The 21,704-nt window shown below is 64.6% G+C and carries 18 protein-coding genes and 1 riboswitch; of the genes, 12 read left to right on the forward strand and 6 right to left on the reverse strand.

Annotated features, from left to right (window positions below):
- Positions 1-12: 12 nt before the first annotated feature.
- Together AC5RV1_RS03455 and glyA are read right to left on the reverse strand one after the other, a co-directional pair.
- A complete protein-coding gene (locus AC5RV1_RS03455) occupies positions 13-918 on the reverse strand; it encodes a bifunctional methylenetetrahydrofolate dehydrogenase/methenyltetrahydrofolate cyclohydrolase (protein WP_493993537.1) in 906 nt (301 codons plus the stop codon).
- 3 nt (positions 919-921) lie between these two features.
- A complete protein-coding gene (gene glyA / locus AC5RV1_RS03460) occupies positions 922-2,220 on the reverse strand; it encodes a serine hydroxymethyltransferase (RefSeq protein WP_493947491.1) in 1,299 nt (432 codons plus the stop codon).
- 147 nt (positions 2,221-2,367) lie between these two features.
- Positions 2,368-2,453, reverse strand: a riboswitch (ZMP/ZTP riboswitch).
- Positions 2,454-2,496: 43 nt separating this feature from the next.
- Here glyA and purU point away from each other — a divergent pair.
- The 4 genes from purU to AC5RV1_RS03480 are packed head-to-tail and all read left to right on the forward strand — an operon-like array spanning position 2,497 to position 4,582.
- Entirely contained in the window at positions 2,497-3,357 is an 861-nt protein-coding gene (gene purU / locus AC5RV1_RS03465) for a formyltetrahydrofolate deformylase (RefSeq protein ID WP_493947492.1), read from the forward strand.
- A gap of 39 nt (positions 3,358-3,396) precedes the next feature.
- Positions 3,397-3,735: a class I SAM-dependent methyltransferase gene (locus tag AC5RV1_RS03470; RefSeq protein ID WP_493993538.1), complete on the forward strand. Its 339-nt coding sequence runs from the start codon at positions 3,397-3,399 to the stop codon at positions 3,733-3,735.
- Positions 3,732-4,046: a hypothetical protein gene (locus AC5RV1_RS03475; RefSeq protein ID WP_493993539.1), complete on the forward strand. Its 315-nt coding sequence runs from the start codon at positions 3,732-3,734 to the stop codon at positions 4,044-4,046. Before AC5RV1_RS03470 ends, AC5RV1_RS03475 begins: the two co-directional genes overlap by 4 nt.
- A 17-nt stretch (positions 4,047-4,063) precedes the next feature.
- The gene (locus AC5RV1_RS03480; RefSeq protein WP_493993540.1) at positions 4,064-4,582 is read left to right on the forward strand and encodes a gamma carbonic anhydrase family protein; all 519 of its coding nucleotides are present in this window, start codon (positions 4,064-4,066) and stop codon (positions 4,580-4,582) included.
- Here AC5RV1_RS03480 and AC5RV1_RS03485 read toward each other — a convergent pair.
- The gene (locus AC5RV1_RS03485; RefSeq protein ID WP_493993541.1) at positions 4,579-6,306 is read right to left on the reverse strand and encodes a flavin monoamine oxidase family protein; all 1,728 of its coding nucleotides are present in this window, start codon (positions 6,304-6,306) and stop codon (positions 4,579-4,581) included. The genes AC5RV1_RS03480 and AC5RV1_RS03485 overlap by 4 nt on opposite strands.
- 20 nt (positions 6,307-6,326) lie before the next feature.
- Positions 6,327-7,850 (reverse strand): amino acid permease, encoded by a 1,524-nt coding sequence (locus tag AC5RV1_RS03490; protein ID WP_493993542.1) that lies wholly within the window; start codon positions 7,848-7,850, stop codon positions 6,327-6,329.
- Positions 7,851-7,960: 110 nt separating this feature from the next.
- On the opposite strand from AC5RV1_RS03490, the gene AC5RV1_RS03495 reads away from it, so the two are divergent.
- Positions 7,961-9,607: a PucR family transcriptional regulator gene (locus AC5RV1_RS03495; RefSeq protein ID WP_493993543.1), complete on the forward strand. Its 1,647-nt coding sequence runs from the start codon at positions 7,961-7,963 to the stop codon at positions 9,605-9,607.
- Here AC5RV1_RS03495 and AC5RV1_RS03500 read toward each other — a convergent pair.
- Positions 9,586-10,380, reverse strand: a complete 795-nt coding sequence (locus tag AC5RV1_RS03500) for a nitrilase-related carbon-nitrogen hydrolase (RefSeq protein WP_493993544.1) — start codon at positions 10,378-10,380, stop codon at positions 9,586-9,588. The genes AC5RV1_RS03495 and AC5RV1_RS03500 overlap by 22 nt on opposite strands.
- A gap of 205 nt (positions 10,381-10,585) precedes the next feature.
- Between AC5RV1_RS03500 and AC5RV1_RS03505 the strand changes: the two genes are divergently transcribed.
- From AC5RV1_RS03505 to AC5RV1_RS03520, 4 genes are all read left to right on the forward strand, one after another.
- Positions 10,586-11,776, forward strand: coding sequence for an ROK family transcriptional regulator (locus tag AC5RV1_RS03505; protein WP_163164213.1), 1,191 nt, complete (start codon positions 10,586-10,588; stop codon positions 11,774-11,776).
- A 132-nt stretch (positions 11,777-11,908) separates the two neighbouring features.
- Positions 11,909-13,471 carry a multiple monosaccharide ABC transporter ATP-binding protein gene (gene mmsA, locus AC5RV1_RS03510; protein ID WP_493947499.1) on the forward strand — a complete coding sequence of 521 codons (1,563 nt, stop codon included), beginning with the start codon at positions 11,909-11,911 and terminating at the stop codon, positions 13,469-13,471.
- A 44-nt stretch (positions 13,472-13,515) separates the two neighbouring features.
- Positions 13,516-14,802, forward strand: a complete 1,287-nt coding sequence (gene mmsB / locus AC5RV1_RS03515; protein ID WP_493947500.1) for a multiple monosaccharide ABC transporter permease — start codon at positions 13,516-13,518, stop codon at positions 14,800-14,802.
- 50 nt (positions 14,803-14,852) lie between these two features.
- Positions 14,853-15,950 (forward strand): substrate-binding domain-containing protein, encoded by a 1,098-nt coding sequence (locus tag AC5RV1_RS03520; RefSeq protein ID WP_493947501.1) that lies wholly within the window; start codon positions 14,853-14,855, stop codon positions 15,948-15,950.
- Between the two features lie 76 nt (positions 15,951-16,026).
- On the opposite strand, the gene AC5RV1_RS03525 is transcribed toward AC5RV1_RS03520, so the two are convergent.
- On the reverse strand, positions 16,027-17,523 hold the full coding sequence (locus tag AC5RV1_RS03525) for a pectate lyase family protein (protein ID WP_493993545.1): 1,497 nt from the start codon (positions 17,521-17,523) through the stop codon (positions 16,027-16,029).
- Positions 17,524-17,753: 230 nt separating this feature from the next.
- On the opposite strand from AC5RV1_RS03525, the gene AC5RV1_RS03530 reads away from it, so the two are divergent.
- The 3 genes from AC5RV1_RS03530 (at position 17,754) to AC5RV1_RS03540 (ending at position 21,646) form a co-directional block, all read left to right on the forward strand.
- Complete coding sequence (locus tag AC5RV1_RS03530) at positions 17,754-18,848, forward strand: Gfo/Idh/MocA family protein (protein ID WP_493993546.1); 1,095 nt, start codon at positions 17,754-17,756, stop codon at positions 18,846-18,848.
- Positions 18,849-19,317: 469 nt separating this feature from the next.
- On the forward strand, positions 19,318-19,974 hold the full coding sequence (locus AC5RV1_RS03535) for a hypothetical protein (RefSeq protein WP_493993547.1): 657 nt from the start codon (positions 19,318-19,320) through the stop codon (positions 19,972-19,974).
- Positions 19,975-20,062: 88 nt separating this feature from the next.
- Positions 20,063-21,646: a hypothetical protein gene (locus tag AC5RV1_RS03540; RefSeq protein WP_493993548.1), complete on the forward strand. Its 1,584-nt coding sequence runs from the start codon at positions 20,063-20,065 to the stop codon at positions 21,644-21,646.
- The last annotated feature ends 58 nt before the right edge of the window (positions 21,647-21,704 follow it).

Here is a 21,704-nt window from a genome sequence, read left to right on the forward strand (position 1 = left end):
GAAAGAAAGAAACTACCGGGCGATTCCCGCCTGGCGTTCAGCGGCTTCGACAACGTTGGTCATCAGCAGCGCCACGGTCATGGGACCCACGCCCCCGGGGTTCGGCGAGATCCAGCCGGCTACCTCGGCAGCGGCGGGTTCAATGTCACCGTGGACCTTGCTCTTGCCCGTCTCGGGGTCGGTCTCGCGGGTGACGCCGACGTCGAGCACGGCCGCGCCCGGCTTCACGTCCGCAGCCTTGACGATGTGCTTGGCACCCGCCGCGCCCACGATGACGTCCGCCTGCCGCAACAGGTCCGAAAGATTCTCGGTACCGGTGTGCGTCAGGGTCACTGTGGCGTTCACGGCCCGCCGGGTGAGCAGCAGCCCGATGGAGCGGCCGATCGTCACGCCGCGGCCAACCACCACGACATGCTTGCCGGCGAGGCTGTAACCGTTGCGCTCCAAGAGCTCGATGACGCCGCGGGGCGTGCACGGCAGCGGTGAGGTGATCTCCCCGCTGACGTTGAGCACCAGCCGACCAAGGTTGGTGGGGTGCAGGCCGTCGGCATCCTTGGCGGGGTCGATGCGCTCAAGGATGGCATCGGTGTCCAGATGCTTGGGCAGCGGCAGCTGAACAATGTAGCCGTGGCAGGCGGGGTCCGCATTAAGTTCATCAATGAGGGCCTCCACCTGGGCCTGGGTGGCATCCGCCGGGAGCTCGTGCTGGATCGAGTTCATCCCGATCTCCACAGACTGCTTGTGCTTCATGGACACATACAGCTGCGAGGCAGGATCCGCGCCAACGAGCACGGTGGCAATGCCGGGGGTAACACCCTGGGATTTCAGTTCCGCGACCCGCTCGGTGAGCTCGGACTTGATGGCCGCAGCGGCCGCCCTGCCATCAAGGATCTTCGCGGTCTGTCTGGTCTCAGTCATGGGTCACCACTGCTCGTGCTGCGGGTACAGCGGGAAGTCGGCGGCGAGCTTGTCCACGCGGGCCTGCAGGGCCTCGACGTCTGCGGCGTTGCCGGCCTTCAGCGCGGTGGCGATGATCTCTGCCACCTCGGTGAACTCGCCGGCGCCGAAGCCGCGGGTGGCCAGGGCCGGGGTGCCGATGCGCAGGCCGGAGGTGACCATCGGCGGGCGGGGGTCGAACGGAACAGCGTTCCGGTTGACCGTGATGCCCACGGAGTGCAGGAGGTCTTCGGCCTGCTGGCCGTCCAGCTGGGAGTTGCGCAGGTCAACGAGGACCAGGTGCACGTCGGTGCCGCCGGTGAGGACGGAGACGCCGGCTTCGGCGACGTCGGCCTGGTTGAGGCGGTCGGCGATGATCTTCGCACCTTCGAGGACGCGCTCCTGGCGCTCCTTGAATTCCTCGGTGCCGGCGATCTTGAAGGCCACGGCCTTGGCTGCGATGACGTGCATCAGCGGGCCGCCCTGCTGGCCCGGGAAGACGTTGGAGTTCAGCTTCTTGGCCCACTCCTGCTTCGCCAGGATTACGCCGGAGCGCGGACCGGCGAGGGTCTTGTGCACGGTGGAGGTGACGACGTCGGAGTACGGCACCGGGCTCGGGTGCAGTCCGGCGGCAACCAGGCCGGCGAAGTGCGCCATGTCGGTCCAGAGCAGCGCACCCACCTCATCGGCGATGGAGCGGAAGGCAGCGAAGTCCAGGTGGCGCGGGTAGGCGGACCAGCCGGCGATGATCACCTGGGGCTTCTCGGCGATGGCCTGCTCGCGGAGCTTGTCCATGTCCACGCGGAAGTTGTCTTCCTCCACCTGGTAGGCAGCCACGTTGTAGAGCTTGCCGGAGAAGTTCAGCTTCATGCCGTGGGTGAGGTGGCCGCCGTGGGCCAGGGACAGGCCGAGGATTTTGTCGCCGGGAGTGATCATCGCGGACAGGGCGGCTGCGTTGGCCTGGGCACCGGAGTGCGGCTGGACGTTGGCGTACTCGGCGCCGAAGAGGGCCTTGACCCGGTCGATGGCCAGCTGCTCTGCGACGTCAACGTATTCGCAGCCGCCGTAGTAGCGGCGGCCCGGGTAGCCCTCGGCGTACTTGTTGGTCAGGACGGAGCCCTGGGCTTCCATCACGGCGCGGGGGGCGAAGTTTTCGGAGGCAATCATCTCCAGGGTGCCGCGCTGGCGGCCGAGTTCCTGGTCCAGGACTGCTGCGATTTCGGGGTCGAGCTCAGCCAGCGGCTGATTGCTGACGGCGGTTGTTGAGGTGGCTGTAGTAGTCACGAAGAACTCCTGGCTAGGGATACGGGCACTGCTTAGGTCAGGCTACCGGCTGGCGCACTTTCACACACTTGATGACAGGGCGTGAAAGCGCAGGATGATGGCGCTGCAGTACTGACGCAGGTGCAGCCCCAATTCCGGCAAGACATGACCCTCGGCCCAGGCGTACGATCCGTGGTCTTCGTGATTGCCGCTCCCTGGTGGTTAGCCACCCAACGCCAGTTGCGACGCTCCCAGCCTACCAAATCCGGGCGCCGCTGCGCGGGTAGGCTTGTAGGCGTGATTGAAGAGCAGCTGAACCAAGCGTACGTAGTAACCCTGTCCTGCCCGGACCGCCCGGGAATCGTTCATGCGGTGACCGGAGCCCTGCTGGTGGCGGGATGCAATATTACGGATTCGCAGCAGTACGGCAGCCCGGCCACAGGCAACTTCTTTATGCGGGTTGAGGTGACGACGCCGGCTGCTGCGTCGGAACTCCGGGCAGCTTTGGAGCCCGTAACGGAGGCCTTCGGCATGCAGTGGAGCCTCAACGGCGTGGGGCAGAAGGTACGGACCCTGGTGATGGCCAGCACCTCGGCCCACTGCCTTAACGACCTGCTGTTCCAGCAGCGGTCCGGAACGCTGCCCATCGAGATCCCCGCCATTGTGTCCAACCACCAGGACCTGGCGGGATTGGCCGAGTTTTACGGAATTCCGTTCCACCACATTCCCGTCACTAAGGACACCAAGGCGCAGGCGGAAGACAAGCTGCGCGCCATCATGGCTGAGCACGATATCGAACTGACGGTTTTGGCCCGCTACATGCAGATCCTTTCCGACGAGCTCTGCACCGAGCTCACCGGCAAGGCCATCAACATCCACCACTCCTTCCTGCCGTCGTTCAAGGGCGCCAAGCCGTACCACCAGGCCCATGCACGCGGTGTGAAGCTGATCGGCGCCACTGCCCATTACGTGACGGCGGCACTGGATGAGGGCCCCATCATCGAGCAGGAAGTCATCCGGGTGGACCATGCCCGGACGCCGGAGCAGTTCGTTCAGATGGGCCGGGACGTGGAAGGCCGCACCCTGGTCCAGGCGGTGCAGTGGCACGCGGAGCACCGGGTCCTGCTGGACGGCAACCGGACTGTGGTCTTTAACTGACCGTGTTTAACTGACCGGGCTGAGCCTCGGGGAGGCGCGATGGAAGCGGGAGCGGAGGACGGCGAGCGCCGCCTTGCCGATTTCTATAACCGGTGGGCCGCGTCCGGCGCCGATCATCCGCCGTCGCGCCACCGGGTTGAGCAGCGCCGCCGATTCATCGCACTGCTGAAGTCCGAAGGGCGGCACTCAGTCCTGGAGATTGGAGCCGGAACCGGTCCGGACGGGTTGCAGTTCGTGCAGGCGGGCATCCATTACACGGGCGTGGACCTCGCGGAGGGGCAGGTCCGGGGTGCCCGGGCCAGGGGGCTGGATGTATCGGTTGCGAGCGCCCGGAGCCTGCCGTTCCGGACGGCTCATTCCCGGCAATGTGGTGCATGAGTACTTTGCTGCACATTCCCGCCAGGGACCTGGACGCGGTCCTGGCAGAGCTGGTGCGGGTGTGCGCGCCGGGCGCGTTGATCGCCGTCGGCCTGTGGTCCGGAAACGATGAAGAGGAACTGAGCCCGGAGGACGACGTCGTGCCCCGCTTTTTCTGCAGGCGCACCGACGCAACGGTCCGGGAAGTCTTTGGGCGCCACGGTGCCGTCGAAGACTTTCTCACCTGGCCCGAGGGTACCGGCACAGATTCCGGACCCGGCTGCGGCGACTGGACGCAGCACTACCAGTTCCTGGTCCTCCGCTCCCCCTGATGTCCTAGGCTTGGCCCATGGCTCCTCTTTATCCCTTCGCCGGGAACACCCCTGCCGTCCATGAATCCGCGTTTGTTGCACCCACGGCCTCCATCATCGGCAGCGCCAGCATGGCCGAGGACTCCAGCGCCTTCTACGGAGTCTCCGTCCGTGCTGACACCGCCGCCATCTCGGTGGGGGCGGGCAGCAACCTGCAGGACAACGTAGTACTCCACGCGGACCCCGGCTTTCCCTGCACGGTGGGCGAACGGGTCAGCGTGGGGCACGCCGCCGTCGTGCATGGCTGCACTGTGGAGGACGACTGCCTGGTCGGCATGGGCGCCACCATCCTTAACGGGGCGGTGATCGGCGCCGGCTCGCTTGTGGCTGCCGGCGCCGTGGTCCTGGAGGGTACCGTTGTCCCGCCGCGCTCACTGGTGGCGGGCGTCCCGGGCAAGGTCCGCCGCGAACTCACCGATGAGGAGTACGACGGCGTCCGGGCCAACGCCGCCCGCTACATCGAGCTGGCCCAGGCGCACCGGGCAATGCACGGCTAATCCAGGCTTATCGGGCCGATCTCGTCCAGGAGGTCACCCGGCCCGGGGTTGCTCGGGGCCGAGGAGCCGCCCAGATGGTTGACCACGCCCCACACCGCGTTCAGCCCGGTAGTGACGGCGCCTTCTGCCCAGCCCGCGGTGAAGGAAACGTCGTCGCCGGCGAGGAAGATCCCCCGCTGCGATTCCGGCAGGGCATCCTGCTTGAAGTGCGTAAACAGCCGCTGCTGGTAGCGGTAGTGCCCCGGCAGGTTGGCCTTGAAGGCGCCCATGAAGTTGGGATCGGCCTCCCAGGACACGGTGATGGGCTGGCCCACGATGTGGCCGGCGATGTCCACTCCGGGGTAGATCTGCTCGAGCGAATGCAGCATCAGCTCCACGCGCTCGTCCGCGTCCAGCGCCAGCCATTTCAGTGCGTCGTCGTTCCAGGTATAGGAGAGCAGGATAACGGCGGGCTGGTCCGGCCCGTTGTCCAGCAGGTACGTGGCGCGGTTGAGCCGGTCCGTGAGCGTCATCGAGAGGACCTCGTTGCCGGTGTCCGGATCGATGTCCTTCCAGAAGGGCCGGTCCACCATCACAAACGTCTTTGAGGACTGCATATAGTGCGAGCGCTCGATGGCCGTCCACAGTTCGGCCGGGAACAGGGCCTCCTCGGTGTGGATGCGGGTGGACAGCAGCCAGGACTGGCAGGTGGTTACCACGGCCGGGTAGCTGGCTTCGCGCCCCCAGCGTTCGCGGATCCGCAGGTTTCCGTCCGCATCGCGGCTGATCCTGCCCACCGCGCCCCGCGGCGAACCGGAGTGCAGTGACGACAGTGAGGTTCCTTCCGGCCAGTGCGCCATGCCCGACGGCGCGTGCTGCCAGAGTGCCTCGGGCAGCCGCTGGGCTCCCCCGCGGATAAGCCGGTGCTGGTCATCCGCGTCCGTGTAGACCACCCGGAGGATCTCCAGGATGGAGTTGGGGAAGTCGGTGTCCCAGCCACCGGTGCCGAAGCCCACCTGGCCAAAGGCTTCCCGGTGCGCGAACCCGGCCTTCTTAAACGACTCGCTGGCCGCGATGAAGCCGTAGAAGGTCTGCTCGTCCATCAGTGGCAGCAGTTCGTTCCACAGCTCCTTGATCCGGCCCGTGTCCCGGGACCGGATCGCGGCCTGCATCTCAGCGAACGCGGCACCGTCGTTAACGGCTGCCTTCCACGCGTCCGCCACTTCCCGGAAGAACGGCGGAAGGTCGCCCGGTTTTTCCGCGTAGTGTTTCTGGCCCGCCAGCTCGATCACGGTACTGGAGGTGGCCGGGGACAGTGGGTTGGGGAACTCATCGGTTTCCAGGCCCAGCAGGTCCACGTAGTGGTAGAACGCCTTGCCGGATTCCGGGAAGCGCATCCCCCCGAGGTCCGCCACCACGCCGGGCGCCGCGGGGAACGAGGCGGTGCGCAGGCGGCCGCCGATCCGGTCAGCCTCGTAAACCACGGGCCGCAACCCCAGCTTCATCAGCTCATAGGCGGTGACCAGGCCGGAAAGGCCTGCTCCGATGACGGCAACTTCCGTCCCCAGCAGTTCGGGCGGCACAGTCCCCAGGCCGTCCGGGTGGGCGAGGTAGTGGTCGTAACTGAACGGGAAGTCCGGGTTCAGCATGGTGATGGGACCTGCGTCCGCGCCGCCTGGCGCTGCATCGGAAGTGGCTGAGGTGCTGGACGGGTCTGAGGCCGGCAGTTCGGTGGCGATGGTCATGGAAGTTCTGCCTTCGTCGGTTAGGGGGTTTGCTGGGGTGAGAGTTGTGGTCCGGACAGCTCGCGGTATTCCTCGTTGCTGAGGGCGGCCACCCGTGAGTTCCGGCGTCCGTAGCCGAAGTAGGCGGCCACGCCCACGAGCATCCAGAGGGCGAAGACCACCCAGGTGTCGGTCCCGAGGTTGGCCATGAGGTAGGCGCACATTGCCGCGCCGAGGATGGGCGTGAGCGGGAAGAGGGGCACACGGAAGGTCCGCTCCAGCTCCGGCCGGGTGCGGCGGAGGTAGATGACAGCGACGTTCACCAAAGCGAACGCAAACAGGGTGCCGATGCTGGTGGCGTCGGCGAGCGCACCCAACGGAACCAGCCCTGCAGTCAGCGCGACGGCGACCCCTACCAGGAGCGTCCCGGCGACCGGAGTGCCGGTGCGGCGGGAAACGCGGCCGAAGACCTTGGGGATGAGTCCGTCACGGGACATCGACAGCAGGATCCGCGTCTGCCCGTAGAGAACCGTCAGGACGATGCTGGCGATGGCCAGGACTGCGCCCACCGCGAAGACAAGTGCGATCCAGGGCTGGCCGGTGGTTTCCTCAAGAATCTTGACCAGGGCGGCCTCGGTTCCGTCGAACCAGCCCCACGGCCTGGCGCCGATGGCGGCGACGGCCACCAGGACGTAGATGGTGGTGACAATCAGCATGGACAACATGATCGCCTTGGGCAGGTCGCGCTTCGGGTTCCGCGCTTCCTCACCCGCCGTGGAGGCGGCGTCGAAGCCGATGTAGGAGAAGAAGACGCGGGAGGCTGCGGCCGAGACGCCTGCGGCGCCCATGGGCAGCAGGGGTTCAAAGTTGCCCGCATTGAAGGCGGTGAAGGCCACGGCGCAGAAGAACAGCAGGATGCCCACCTTCACCACCACGATGGAGGTGTTGATCCAGGCGCTCTCCTTGGCACCGCGCACCAGCAGGATGGTTGAAAGCACCACGATGACCATGGCCGGGACATTGACCACACCGCCGTCGCCGGGCGGTTGGGACACTGCATCGGGGAGGACGGAGCCGAAAACGGCCAGCGTTTCATTGACGTATTGTCCGGCCCCCACGGCCACAGCCGCCACAGACACTGCGTACTCCAGCACCAGGCACCAGCCGCAGATCCAGGCCATCCCCTCGCCCATGGTGGCGTACGTGTAGGAATAGCTGGAGCCGGCGACGGGCACCAATCCGGCCATCTCCGCGTAGGACACCGCGGACAGCAGCGCTGCCAGGCCTGCGATCGCGAACGAAATCCAGATGGCGGGCCCGGCGAGCGGAACGGATTCGCCCAGGATCACCAGGATACCTGTGCCGAGGGTTGCCCCTACGGAGATCATGGTCAGCTGCAGGACACCGAAACTGCGGACCAGGCGGGGACCACCATTGTTGGTTTCTGCCTCGTTGACCATCTGGGAGATGGGCTTGCGGCGCAGCAGCTGGGCGCCCAGGGCGGGACGGGCCGCTGTTCCGGTCGCGCCGTCCGGGGCCTGGCCGGAGAGTGTAGGCACAGTCATCGTTGACGTCCGTTCGTTTCGTTGGCTGGTTGAACTGGTTTTCCCCTCACCAACAGTAGGCGTGTGAGCCGCATCTCAAGGAGGTGCAAAGTGACCTATAGTGTTCATCCATGAGACGTAATGCACCAGCTAGCGCTGGCAGCCACGACCAGCTGGACGCGGTCACGCTGGGGCAGTTCCTCGCAGCATTGCCCGCCGAAGTAAGGATGGTGCACGACGCCGGGAATGGCCAGGTGCCCCTGCGCTGGGTGGAGCCGAGCGAGCTGGAAGACCCTACCCCCTATCTGCTGGACGGCGAATTTGTCCTTACCGCCGGCCTGCCGTTCCGTGACGGCGGCTCCGACGACGCCGGCCGGGATGGGAGCCACAGCGTCCCCAGGGTTGAGGAGTATGTCCGCCGGCTGGTTGATGCAGGAGTGGCTGCCCTGGGCTTTGGCCTGCAGCCTTATTACGACGCCGTTCCGAACCATGTGGTTGCCGCCTGCCGGCGTTATGGGCTCACCTTGGTGGAGGTGCCCGCCAGCGTGCCGTTTGCCGCCCTGGGCCTGGAATTTTCCAAGCTGCTTGAGTCCGGCAATGCACAGGTGTTCCGGCAGCTGGCGGAAACCAACCGCCACCTCATGCGCGCAGTGCTTTCGGCCCGGCCGGAACACGAGCTGCTGGCGGCACTGATCCAACGCGTTCCGGTGTGGGCGGTCCTCTTTGGCGCCGACGGCCGCGTCCGTGCCCGAGGGGGCGCCGCCGTCGACACCGCCCAACTTCAGCCCCTCCTCAAGAAACTTCTCACCGGGAGCGGCCCCCGCGTGGAAACGGAGACTTTCGACGCCCCGGGCTCGGCGCTGGTGTTCGGCCACCCGCTCCGCAGCACCAAGGACGCCACCCTGGGCAGCCTGGTGCTGGGCGCGGACAAGGCACTGACCCCCGCGCAGAACAGTGTGGTTTCGTCTGTCGTGGGGCTTCTTGAACTGTTGGTCCGCCAACGCACCAGCGGGTCCCTGGCGCCCAGCCAGCTGGCCACCGCCCTGCTCCTGCACCCCGAGAGCCTGGCCGCCGGCGACACCCGGCAGCTAAACGTGCTGAAGGACCTGTTGGCGCAAAGCGTCGCGGGAACGCGGTCCGGCCCGGTCCGGGTGGTCCAGGGCCTCCGGGGGGCCGGTGCCCCCGCCGCGGAGGACGGGCCGGTGCGGGAGCTGCTGCAGTGGCGCCGGATTTTCGACAGCAAAATGGTGGAGCTGACCGATTACGGATTCGCCGCAGTCACCCGGCTGAAGGTGGATGACCAGTTGATGGCCGAGGTGGAGCAGCTGGGCTGGCGCCTGGTGGTGGGTGAGCCGACTGAACTGTCCGGGTTGCCGGAAACCTACCGGCGGGCCACATCGCTTCGGCCCCGCGTGCTGGCCACGGGGAAAAGCGCGCGGGTGGAAGACGTGACCTGGTCGGTGACCGGACTGCTGGGCAGTGTGGCCGGGACCATTCTTGCGGGAAAGCTCCTGGCCCCGGTCCTGGAACAGGAGCCCGAACGCCGTGATGTCCAGCTCCGCATTCTCCGTTCCTGGCTGGCCGCGAACGGAAGCTGGGACGCCACGGCCAAGGATTTGGGCCTGCACCGGAACAGCGTGCGGCGGCAGGTGAATGCCATCGCGGAACTGTTGGAGCTGGACCTTGGCCAGGCCCAGTCCCGGGCGGAGCTTTGGATTGCGCTGCAGTATGCGGACGGCCTGGTAGCGGAAAACCCTCAGCCGCCCCAGGAGCGGTAGAGATCAGGCCGGCGTTCGTCGAGGTACGGCACGTCGCTGCGCGCCCTGGTTGCGGCGCCTTCGTCCAGTTCCGCGAAAAGGAGCTGCGGTTCCTCGCCGGCCGCGGCCAGCAACTTGCCGTCCGGCCCGGCGATGACGCTGCCGCCGAGGAACCTGCAGTCCTCCTCGACGCCCGAGTGGTTTGCGTAGGCAATGGACAGCTGGCTTTCCAGTGCGCGCGCCCGCAGCAACACCTGCGGGACGTCGTCATACCCGTGCGCCAGCGCAGTAGGCACCAGGAGCAGTTCGGCTCCGGCCACGGCGGCAGCCCGGACCGCTTCGGGGAATTCGACGTCGTAACAAATCACCATGGAGGTGCGAACACCATTGAAATCCACGACGGCGGGAGGCTGGGCCGCCGGGCTGAAGGCAGCACGCTCGTCGTGGCCGAAAAGGTGCACCTTTGCGTAGCTGAGCAGGGTATTGCCGCCGGCGTCAAGAAGCGTGGCACTGATGTGCCACTCCCCTTGCCCGGTGAGCTGGGGAAGGCTGTACACCAGGCCGATGTGGTGCCGGCGTGCGATGGTGACAAGCTTCGCATGCAGCCCGGGCAGGGAGCCGGGATCCAGGTCTGCGCGGACCCGGCGGGGTGCGTAACCCACGGGAAAGAGTTCGGGCGTCACCAGTACTGCAGCACCGGCAGCAGCAGCAGCCTCTGCCGCTGCGTCAATGGCGGCACAGTTGGCATCCACATCCATCACAACAGCGTTCGCCTGCAGGAGTGCCAGTAACACAGTGGCCACCTTCCATCGTCGGAACCGGCCCTCGAGGGAAGGCCTTAGTTCAGACTAGCGACGGCCCATGCTGGACAAACGGGGTCTTTTGCACCTCCTTCTCCACTTCAGCGTGCAGATCATCCCGTTCGATTCAAGGTCTTCTGCAGGTCCCGTTGCGTTAACTTCTTGACTACAAGAGTTTGAATGAGGCAATCTTCTAAGCATGCCCGCAACTTCGCGCTCAACGAGGAGCAAACCTAAAAATCCCGGCTCGCAATCCGCCCTCAGGCAACTGAACCAGCAACGGATCATCGAGTCGCTGATGGGCGGGCCCTCCACCCAGGCAGAACTGGCGCGGCAAACAGGTCTTTCCACCGCAACGGTCTCCAACATCGTCAAGATCATGCTCGATTCAGGCCTGGCATCGACGGAGCCAATCACCAGTTCCGGCCGGCGGGCGCTCAACGTCAGGCTCAACAGCAACGGCGCGGTGGCAGTGGGGATTGACTTTGGCCGCCGGCATCTGCGGGTGGTCCTGGCCTCGCTGAGCTATCACGTCATTGCCGAGGAATCCGTCACCCTGCCGCTGGGCCACCAGGCCGAGGAGGGCATCCAGGCGGCAGTGGTCCTGCTCGAGAAACTCCTGGACGAAAACGGGATTGCGCGTACCGCAGTGGTGGGCGCCGGCGTCGGAATTCCAGGACCAATTGACCGGCGCACCGGCACTGTTGCCCAAGGGGCAATCCTCCCCGAGTGGGTGGGCATCAGCATCCTCCAGCACATGGAGGAAAGGCTCAAAATCCCCGTCTTCGTTGACAATGACGCTAACCTGGGCGCCTGGTCCGAAGTGACATGGGGGCAGCACACCGGCGTCAGCAACCTGCTGTTCCTCAAGATCGGATCCGGCATTGGGGCGGGCCTGATCCTCAATGGGGCACCCTATTACGGCAACGTGGGGATCACGGGCGAAATCGGCCATGCCACCATCCACGAACAAGGACTCGTGTGCCGCTGCGGCAACCGCGGCTGCCTGGAGACGATCGCTTCCACCACCACCATGATCGAGCTCCTCAGCCGTGGTGAGGACCGCCCTCTCACGCCCGCGGACATCGTGCGCAAGGCGCTGGCCCGCGACTCGGCAACCCTTCGGGTGCTCGACGACGCCGGGCTCGCCGTCGGCCGCGCGCTCGGCAACGTCGCCAACCTGATCAACCCTGAAGTGATCGTCGTCGGGGGGCCCTTGGCGGGCCTCGGCAACCTCCTCCTGGACCCCATCAAGAGGGGCCTGGTCAGGCATGCCGTTCCAGTCATCGGGGAAACTACAGAATTGGCCATGTCCTCCCTGGGTGACCGTGCCGAGGCCCTAGGAGCGGCAGCCCTGGTGTTCCAACACGCCGGAATCCGGAAGACCTAGACCGTTTCGTTACCTGGCATATGCGTTAAAGACTTGACGACAACGGGCGTGATCCAGTTTACTTTTGCATCAGACGGCCCTGCGCTTTGCCGGCCGGACAAAGAAGTCATTGCATTGGAGGGTTAGGGCAATATGACGTCCCAGACCACGCAAAACGAGCCGATCATCCTCGAGATGCGGTCCATTACCAAGGAATTCCCCGGCGTTAAAGCGTTGGATAACGTGAGCCTGCGGGTGAAGGCCGGTGAGATCCACGCCATCTGCGGCGAGAACGGTGCCGGCAAGTCCACCCTGATGAAGGTTCTCTCGGGCGTTTACCCCTACGGGAGCTACGACGGCGACATCGTCTACCAGGGCCAGGTCCAGCAGTTCAAGGACATCCGGGCCAGCGAGCACGCCGGCATCGTGATCATCCACCAGGAACTCGCGCTGATCCCGGAGCTCTCCATCATGGAGAACATCTTCCTGGGCAACGAGCCCACCAAGCGCGGCGTCATTGACTGGGCGGAGGCCCGGCTGCGCTCCCTGGACCTTCTGGCCCGCGTTGGGCTGCAAGAGGACCCGGACACGCCCATCAAGGAAATCGGTGTCGGCAAGCAGCAGCTGGTGGAAATTGCCAAGGCACTGAACAAGTCCGTGAAGATCCTCATTTTGGATGAGCCCACGGCGGCACTGAATGAGTCCGATTCCCAGCACCTGCTGGACCTGATGCTCGGCCTGAAGGCCAAGGGCATCACGTCCATCATCATTTCGCACAAGCTCAACGAAATTGAGCAGATCGCCGATTCCATCACCATCATCCGCGACGGCAAATCCATCGAGACGCTGAATGTAAAGGCCGACGGCGTCGACGAGGACCGCATCATCAAAGGCATGGTGGGCCGGACGTTGGAATCCCGCTTCCCGGACCACACGCCGAAAATTGGTGAAGTCTTCTTCGAGGTCAAGGACTGGACAGTGGGCCACCCCCAGGTCCAGGACCGCCTGGTGTGCAAGAACTCCAACTTCTTCGTCCGCCGCGGAGAGATCGTGGGCTTCGCCGGGCTCATGGGAGCCGGCCGCACCGAGTTGGCCCGGTCTGTGTTCGGCAGGTCCTATGGCCGGTTCATCAACGGGCATATCTACAAGGACGGCAAGGAAGTTGTCCTCAAAAACGTCCGCCAGGCCATTGATGCCGGTCTGGGCTACGTCACCGAGGACCGCAAATCCCTGGGGTTGAACCTGCTGGACGACATCAAAACCACCACTGTGGCCGCAAACCTGCGGAAGATCAGCCGCAATTCGGTGGTGGACCCGAACCAGGAGTTCACGGTGGCGGAGCAGTACCGCAAGTCGCTGCGGACCAAGACCCCATCAGTGGAGGAGGGCGTGGCCAAACTCTCCGGCGGCAACCAGCAAAAGGTGGTCCTCGCGAAGTGGATGTTCACCGATCCTGACCTGCTGATCCTGGATGAACCGACCCGCGGAATCGATGTCGGTGCCAAGTACGAGATCTACGGAATCATCCAGCAGCTCGCCAACCAGGGCAAGGGAGTAATCGTCATCTCCTCGGAGCTCCCCGAACTCCTGGGCCTGTCCGACCGTATTTACACCATCTTCGAAGGCGCCATCACCGGTGTCCTGAACAAAGACGAGGCCAGCCAGGAAAGCCTGATGAAACTGATGACCTCCGCCCGCAAAGCCGAAGCCGCCTGACCCTCTGGACTATCCAGAACCTTCCGGACACAAGGACTGACACCATGAACGCCCTCAAGAAGCTGTTTGGCGGCAACACCCGCCAATTCGGCATGATCTTCGCCCTGGTGGCACTGATCATCTTTTTCCAGATCGCCACCGACGGCCGGACCCTCACCCCCGGCAACGTCATCAACCTCTTCAACGGCAACTCCTACATCCTGATCCTGGCCATCGGCATGGTCCTGGTCATTATTGCCGGCCACATCGACCTCTCCGTCGGTTCGGTGGCCGCATTCGTGGGCGTCACCGTTGCCCTGGCCATCCGCGACTGGGGCATTCCCTGGTATGCCGGCGTCCTGCTGGGGCTGGTGCTCGGCGCCGTCATTGGGGCATGGCAAGGGTGGTGGACAGCGTACGTGGGGATACCCGCGTTCATTGTCACCCTGGCCGGCATGCTCCTGTTCCGCGGCTTCAACCAGTTCGTCGGCAAGTCCAACACCATCCCGGTCCCCAACGATTTCCAGTACCTGGGCGCAGGCTACCTCCCCGAAGTGGGGCCGGACACCGGGTTTAACAACCTCACCCTGCTGCTGGGCATTGCTGCTGCCGCGTTCGTGGTGGTCGGCGAGCTCCGCTCCCGGGCACGTGCCAAGGCACTGGGAGCCGATGTCCCGGAAATGTGGGTCACTGTCCTGAAGCTGGTCCTGATCTGCGGCGCCATCCTCTACGCCACGTACCTTTTCGCCACAGGCCGCCCGGGCACTTCCTTCCCGATCCCCGGACTCATCCTGGCCGTCCTGGTGTTGGTCTACGGCTTCATCTCCTCCCGCACCATCCTGGGCCGGCATGTCTATGCAGTCGGCGGAAACCGCCACGCGGCCGAACTGTCCGGTGTCCAGTCCAAAAAGGTCAACTTCCTGGTCATGATGAACATGTCCATCCTGGCCGGCCTGGCGGGGATGATCTTCGTGGGCCGTTCCACCGCATCTGGCCCGTTCGACGGCGTCGGCTGGGAACTGGACGCGATCGCTGCAGTCTTCATCGGTGGTGCTGCGGTTACAGGTGGCGTGGGCACCGTCATTGGCTCCATTATTGGTGGCCTGGTGATGGCTGTGCTGAACAACGGCCTGCAGCTCCTCGGCGTCGGCGCCGACCTCACCCAGATCATCAAGGGCCTGGTGCTCCTGATCGCCGTCGCTTTCGACGTTTACAACAAGAGTCAGGGCAAGAGGTCCATCATCGGCATGCTAACCAGCAACTTCAGCCGCCCCTCCGGCGGCGGACCCAACAACCCGCTCCAGCCCGACGAGACCACCTCCACCAAGGAAGCGATCGCCAGGGAAGCCTGAGCCTTGCAGCCTGAATAGCGTTACACCACCACAAAGAAAGAGAACCAACAATGCGAATGATTGGTAAAGCAGGAAAGGCCGCAGCGGTTGCTGCCATCGCAGCACTGGCGCTGACGGGCTGCGGCCGCTCCGAGCCCAGCACGGGCGGCGGAACTGAAGGCGCAGGAGGGTTCGAACAGAACTCCTCCATCGGCGTCGCACTCCCCCAGAAGACCAGTGAAAACTGGGTTCTTGCGGAGAAGCTGTTCAACGAGGGCCTCACCGAGGCTGGCTTCAAGCCCGACGTGCAGTTCGCCAACGGCGGCGTGTCCGAGCAGCAGAACCAGATCAGTGCGATGGTCACCAAGGGCGCCAAGGTCATCATCGTCGGCGCCATTGACGGCTCGCAGCTGGGCACCCAGCTCAAGCAGGCCAAGGATTCCGGTGCCACCGTGATCGCCTATGACCGCTTGCTGCTGAACACCGAGAACGTGGACTACTACGTGGCCTACGACAACTTCAAGGTGGGCGAGCTCCAGGGCCAGGCACTGCTGGAAGGCCTTAAGGCCAAGAAGCCGCAGGGCCCTTACAACGTCGAACTGTTCGCCGGCTCCCCCGATGATGCGAACGCCAAGGTCTTCTTTGACGGCGCCATGAGTGTCCTGAAGCCGAAGATCGACGACGGCACACTGAAGGTCGTGTCCGGACAGACCAGCTTCGAACAGGCCGTAACCCAGGGCTGGAAGGCTGAAAACGCCCAGCGCCGCGCTGACACCCTGCTCACCGGCAGCTACACCAGCGAGTCACTGGACGGCGTCCTCTCCCCGAACGACACCCTTGCCCGCGCAGTCCTGACCTCCGTCAAGGCCGCCGGTAAGCCGACACCGGTCGTGACGGGCCAGGACTCCGAAGTAGAGTCGGTCAAGTCCATCATTGCCGGCGAGCAGTACTCCACCATCAACAAGGACACCCGCAAGCTCGTTGAGCACGCCATCACCATGGCGAAGGACCTCCAGGCCGGCAAGGAACTGGAAATCAACGACAAGGACTCCTACAACAACGGCGTGAAGACCGTCCCGGCCTACCTGCTGGAGCCGGTCATCGTCACCTCTGCAAACGTGAAGACGGCCTACGTGGACGATCCGGTACTCGGACCGATCACCAAGTAAGCATTCTGATCGCTGGAGAAGCCCGGTCCCCATTCGGGGCCGGGCTTCTCCGTGCCCTGTCCTGGTAGTCCCCGTCCTACTGCTTGACGGTGAGTACCCCAGGTCCGGCGAACTGGAGGGCATGGTTCTTGACCGCCTGGGACGTAGTGAAGGCTTTGTAGCTGTACACCTCCGCCGGGTCCCAGCCGACGTCGGTGGTGAAGTCCCAGCCCGTCCAGTCCGGGGCGGGTGAGCCACTAAGTTCGGCCTCCGCGAGGGCCTCGGCGCGGTTCTGCTTGAAGGACGCACGGGCCACTGAGTTCAGGTCCGTCTCCTCGCCGTTGAACCAGGATCCCGTATCGCTGAAACGATGACCGTTGTAGCTGCTCACCATCACCGACTCGTCCGCACCGGGTCCCGTGTACTCAAAGGCATTATGCTCCGAGAAAATCCGTGACTCGTAGCCCGCGCCAAGGAAATAGCTACTGCCACCCTGGCCCTCGCTGATCATGGGGTACTGCGGGTGGTCGGTGCTTCCCACAAAGTAGTTGTTGACCACGTGGACCTGGCCGAACCGCACTCGCGGTCCGCGCTGCTGAAGGTTTTCGAAGTGATTGCCGATGTAGCTGACCCGCAGCTTTCCGCCGTCCTTGTCCACGTGTTCGTCGCCCGAGCCCAGCAGCATGGTCTTGTCATGGTTGTGGAGCTTGCTGTTGGAGATCGTCACAAAGTCCGTGCCGTCCTTGAGGTCCAGCAGGCCGTCATGCCGGTTGGCCGGCTTGCCGTTCGGTCCGAGCGGGGCCTCGCTGTCCGGGTAGCGCCCGTCGGTGAGCCGGACATGGTCGATCCAGAGGTGGTCCGACGTTACGGAGGAGACTGCGTCGAAGCGGGCATTCCAAGCGCCGTCACCGTCGTCCGGGGACCAGGTGCTGAAGAAGTCAACCGGTGCCTCCACGCTCAGGTTGCGCATCACTACGTTTGTTGCGCTCAGGATCACGATGTTGGCACCGACGAAGCCTGAATCCGTCCCCACACCGATCAGGGTGGTGTTGCTGGGCAAGCTCACCTCAATCTGTCGCTTCATGTTGTTACTGCCGGTCTGCCGCAGCTGGCGTTGCTGTTTGCAGTAAGGAAAGGTCTGGTCGCTCCAAACCTTTCCTTCAGGGCCGAAGCAGGACATGTACTTGTTGATGTCGTACCCGGAGGCATAGTCCTGCTCCCCCAGAATGCGCCCGTCCGGGGTCTGGTTACCGTCGATGGTCCCCTTGATGTAAATGATCTTGGGCCCTTTGGGTTCCCCGTGATTGGTTAGGGCCGCCTTGAGCCCGGCCAAGGTGCTGACTTCGTAGCGGCTCTCAGCAGGAGCGCCGGCACCGCCGTTGGTTCCGCTTCCGACGGCGGCCCAGCCAGCCGGTGCCGCATCGTTCGGGCGGAGAATGCCCCCGCCAGTGGGTGCCGGGCCTGCTGTTGCCGACGTGGCCACCGCCATACCAGCCGCAAGGGCAAAGGCAGATGCTGCGGCGACAACTCCGGCCCCACGGCGGAATCTATTGAAGGTGGACTTGAAAGTTCGGGCTCGCGTTTCGGACGTCATTGGCCTAATTTCCGGCATGCCAAACAGACCACATGCCTTGATGTGCGGATCATGATGGAAAGGATTACCTGCTGAGAAAGCGGTTTCCCATGCGGCCCTTTATTCTTACTCGTCCTGTGACAAGCCTGTCAAGAGGTCTTCCGTCCTGTAGCCCCTTCCCGCGCACCTTCCCTCACTTCCCACAAGTAATATCCGAAACACCCGCGCACTGCAGTGAGAGGATGGGCACCATGAGTGCGCCTATCGCCAAGCCTTGGTTGTCCAACCAGTCCGATCAGGATCCCCGTTCCGCTACGGGAGCCCCCCTTCGCTGGGGTGTCATCGCCACAGGCGGAATTGCCCGCTCTGTGTCACAGGACCTGGCGCTGCTGGCCGATGCAGAACTGTATGCCGTCAGCTCCCGGGGGCAGGACACAGCAGATGCCTTCGCCGTGGCGTACGACTTTGCCAGGGCCTACGGGGACGACGGCGGCGTCCGCGGCTACGAGCGGCTGCTCGCCGATGATGCGGTGGACGTGGTGTACGTGGCAACGCCGCATGCGCAGCATCATGAAGTTGTGCTGGCGGCGCTCAATGCCGGCAAACACGTCCTGTGCGAAAAAGCGTTCACCGTCAACGCCAGGGAAGCCACCGAGCTCATCGAGCTTGCCCGGTCCCGGAAACTCTTCCTGATGGAGGCGGTCTGGAGCCGGTTCCTGCCGGCAATGCAGCGGGCTTTCGAAATTGCCGCCTCAGGGGAAATCGGGGACATCCACTGGGTGACCGCAGACCTTGGCTTCCCAGCCCCCTACTCACCCACCGCCAGGCTCTGGGCCAGGCAGGACGGTGGCGGCGCACTTCTCGATCTTTCGGTTTACCCCCTGCTCTGGGCGCTGGGAACCTTTGGTTTTCCCCAGACTGTCAGTGCCACAGGACATGTAAATGACGACGGCGTTGACGCCCAGAATGCGATGACCCTCGGCTACAACCACGGAGCGCAGGTGCAGCTCACCTCGTCACTGCTCGCACACGGACCCCGCACGGCCACCGTCGCCGGCAGCAAGGGTTTCCTGCAGAGCATCGGATCCATCAACAATCCGCGGGAACTTGTCATTGGAACAGGGTGGGACGAACGCCGGGTCGAATCCTTTGACGTCGTGGGCCGTGGATACACGTACGAGCTGCGCGAGGTGACGCGCTGCATTCAGCAGGGTCTCACGGAGAGCCCTGTGATGCCGCTGGAGGACACGTTGAACACCATGCGCCTCTTTGATGGAGTGCGGGCGCAGCTGGGCGTCAGCTACCCCAATGATGAGCGGCAAGAGACAAAGGTGACACAGCCGTAAACTGCGGCAGTAGATAGTCAATACCGTGACAAGGCTCCCGGGTGATGTCATGCGAGGGAAGATAAGCAGCGGCATTTAGTCGAATTGTTTGGTGAATTTCCTAGACTTTTTGCAACATTCCGTCTTACCCTGTAGGCATCCGTCGATTTCAACGGTACTGGGGGTGGTACGCATGGCTAAGGCTCGTTCTCCGTGGCGTGCCCTGCGTCCTGTGCTCCTCGCCGGCGCGGCGACCCTGACGTGGCTGACGTTTTCATCTCCTGCAGCTTCAGCAGATGCGCTTTCTGATAGCACGTCCTTGTTGGGCGGCGTCACGAGTTCGGTGTCGTCGGTAACGGAAAGACTTGCCGGGCCTGCACCCGCCGCCCCATCTTCACCTCCTGCTGCTGCGTCCTCAACAGGGCTGCTTCAGCCAGTGGTGGGCCAGCAGTCGGGGCTAGCGGACAATATCGTTTCTGCGGTACCGGTTGTGAACCAGGTGGTTCCGGCTGGTGCCGTTACGGCTGTCTCCGCTCCTATCGCTGGAGTTGCGGACGGGGGCACTGCGGCCGTTGTTGACGTTGTCGTTCCACCCATTGCCGCAGCCGTTCCGGTTCTTGAACCCGTTCTGCAGCCTGTCTCTGACCTGATGACAGGCACCGCTCCCCTACCCGTGGCGGTTCCTGAATTGCCCGTCCTGGTCGATGCAGATACCTCCGAGGGCGTCACGGTCGTGCCAACGGATGACCCCGCTGCTGCCGGGGATTCGGGCGCAGCTTTCGAAAGCCCAACCCCTTCCGGCGTGCCCGTTGTTGACGCTGTGGGGGGATCGGGTCTCTCCGTCTCCCCTGTCGGTACGGTTGCCCTGACGGGTACCGCACCGGTTCTTTGGGTTGCAGACGCAGCATCTGGCATTGAGGCAGAGCAGCAGGATAATGCGGACCCTTCGCCCGTCCATGCCCAGGTTCCTGCCGCTCCCGGTTCGGGGGCGGGAAGTGGGGCCTCCCCATCCGGCTCCTCGGGTTCCGCGGCATGGTTAAGCACTTTCACGTTTGATCTTCCTATTGCCGGTGCCGTCCGCGCCGGCGAGACCTCTGAGCACGTCCCTGCGCCGGTGTCTTACGACCCCGGCTCCTCTCCTGACTAGTTGAGACCCGTCTGCCCACGTCGGGCAGAACGCGGCATTACGGGTTGCTGATAAGCACCCTTACCTCAACTTTTCAGGAGACATCATCATGAGTTCCAACCTTCGCAGGGGGATGCTCGGCACCCTCTTTGCCGGCGGGCTACTGGCCTTCGGCTGCACCGCGGCGAACGCCGCGGACACCACCAGCGGATCGGATCTTTCCGCATCTGCCCTCATCTCGGCGGCGGCGTCCGCTGACACAGCGTCGTTGGGCCTGCTGGGTGGCCCAACGCCGTCGGAGTCCACGGGCGTCGCCGCCGTAGTCGACCTCGGCAACGCCGCGGCAGCCGGAACCGCCCCAACCACGACCGATCTCGCAGTCGCGGCAGATGTGGTGGTCGAGCTCGGGAATGCAACCGGCCAGACCAGCAGCCCCGACCTCGCCGCGGCAGCCGCCGTAGACCTCGGTCTCGGCAACGCCGTTACAGCCGAAACCGCCCCAAGCACGACCGATCTCGCAGTCGCGGCAGATGTGGTGGTGGACCTCGGGACAGTCGCAGGGGACGGCACCACCGGCGTACCCAACGCAGCTGTGGATGCAATCGTGGACGTCAACCTCGGCGGCACCAACGGCACCGGCACCAACGGCGGACTCGACGCCGCCGCGGACGCAGCAATCGGCATCGGCACCGGCACCACGGGCGTACCCAACGCAGCTGTGGATGCAATCGTGGACGTCAACCTCGGCGGCACCAACGGCACCGGCACCACCAACGGCGGACTCGACGCCGCCGTAGACGCAGCAATCGGCATCGGCACCACCACCGGCGTACCCAACGCAGCTGTGGATGCAATCGTGGACGTCAACCTCGGCGGCACCAACGGCACCGGCACCAACGGCGGACTCGACGCAGCTGTGGATGCAATCGTGGACGTCAACCTCGGCGGCACCAACGGCACCGGCACCACCAACGGCGGGCTCGACGCCGCCGTGGACGCAGCAACCGGCATCGGCACCGGCACCGCCAACGGCGGGCTCGACGCCGCCGTGGACGCAGCAACCGGCATCGGCACCGGCACCACCACCGGCGGACTCGACGCCCTGGTAGACGCCGCCGTCGGCATCAACCTCGGCGGCACCAACGGCACCGATAACAGCACCAACGGCGGGCTCGACGCCGCCGTGGACGCAGCAATCGGCATCGGCACCGGCAGTACCGGTAGCACGGGTGGACTGGCTGCAGTCGTTGACTTGGGGCTGGACCTGGGCCTCGGGCTGGGCAGTGACGGCAATGGCGCGGAAAACCCGGGCACAGGAAACCCGGGAACCGGGACCCCGGGTGACGGCAACACGGGAGGCACCGGCACCGTTGACCCCGGGACCAGTGCTCCAGGCACGAACACGCCCGGCACCGACAATGGCACCGGAAACGGCACTACGGGTTCGAACAACGGTTCTGACACCGGCACGGCAGGTGCCGGCGGCTTCTCTGCGGCCCCGGCAGGTTCCACCGCAGTTGGCGGTGCCATCGCCGTCGACACCACCCCTCGCAGCACCCCTGCGCAGGGTGGTGCAGGCGAGGGTGCCAACGCCCTGGCCAAGACGGGCGTGGACGTTTCCCTGGTCCCGCTAGCCCTGCTGCTTCTGGTGGCAGGAATCCTCCTGATGCTCCGCAAGCGCAAGGTGTCCTAGGACAACCAAGGTTTGCTAACAGTACCTGCACCATGCGCCTGAAGCGGCAGCAGCAAGC

This window comes from Arthrobacter sp. Hb9-2 (assembly GCF_059091165.1).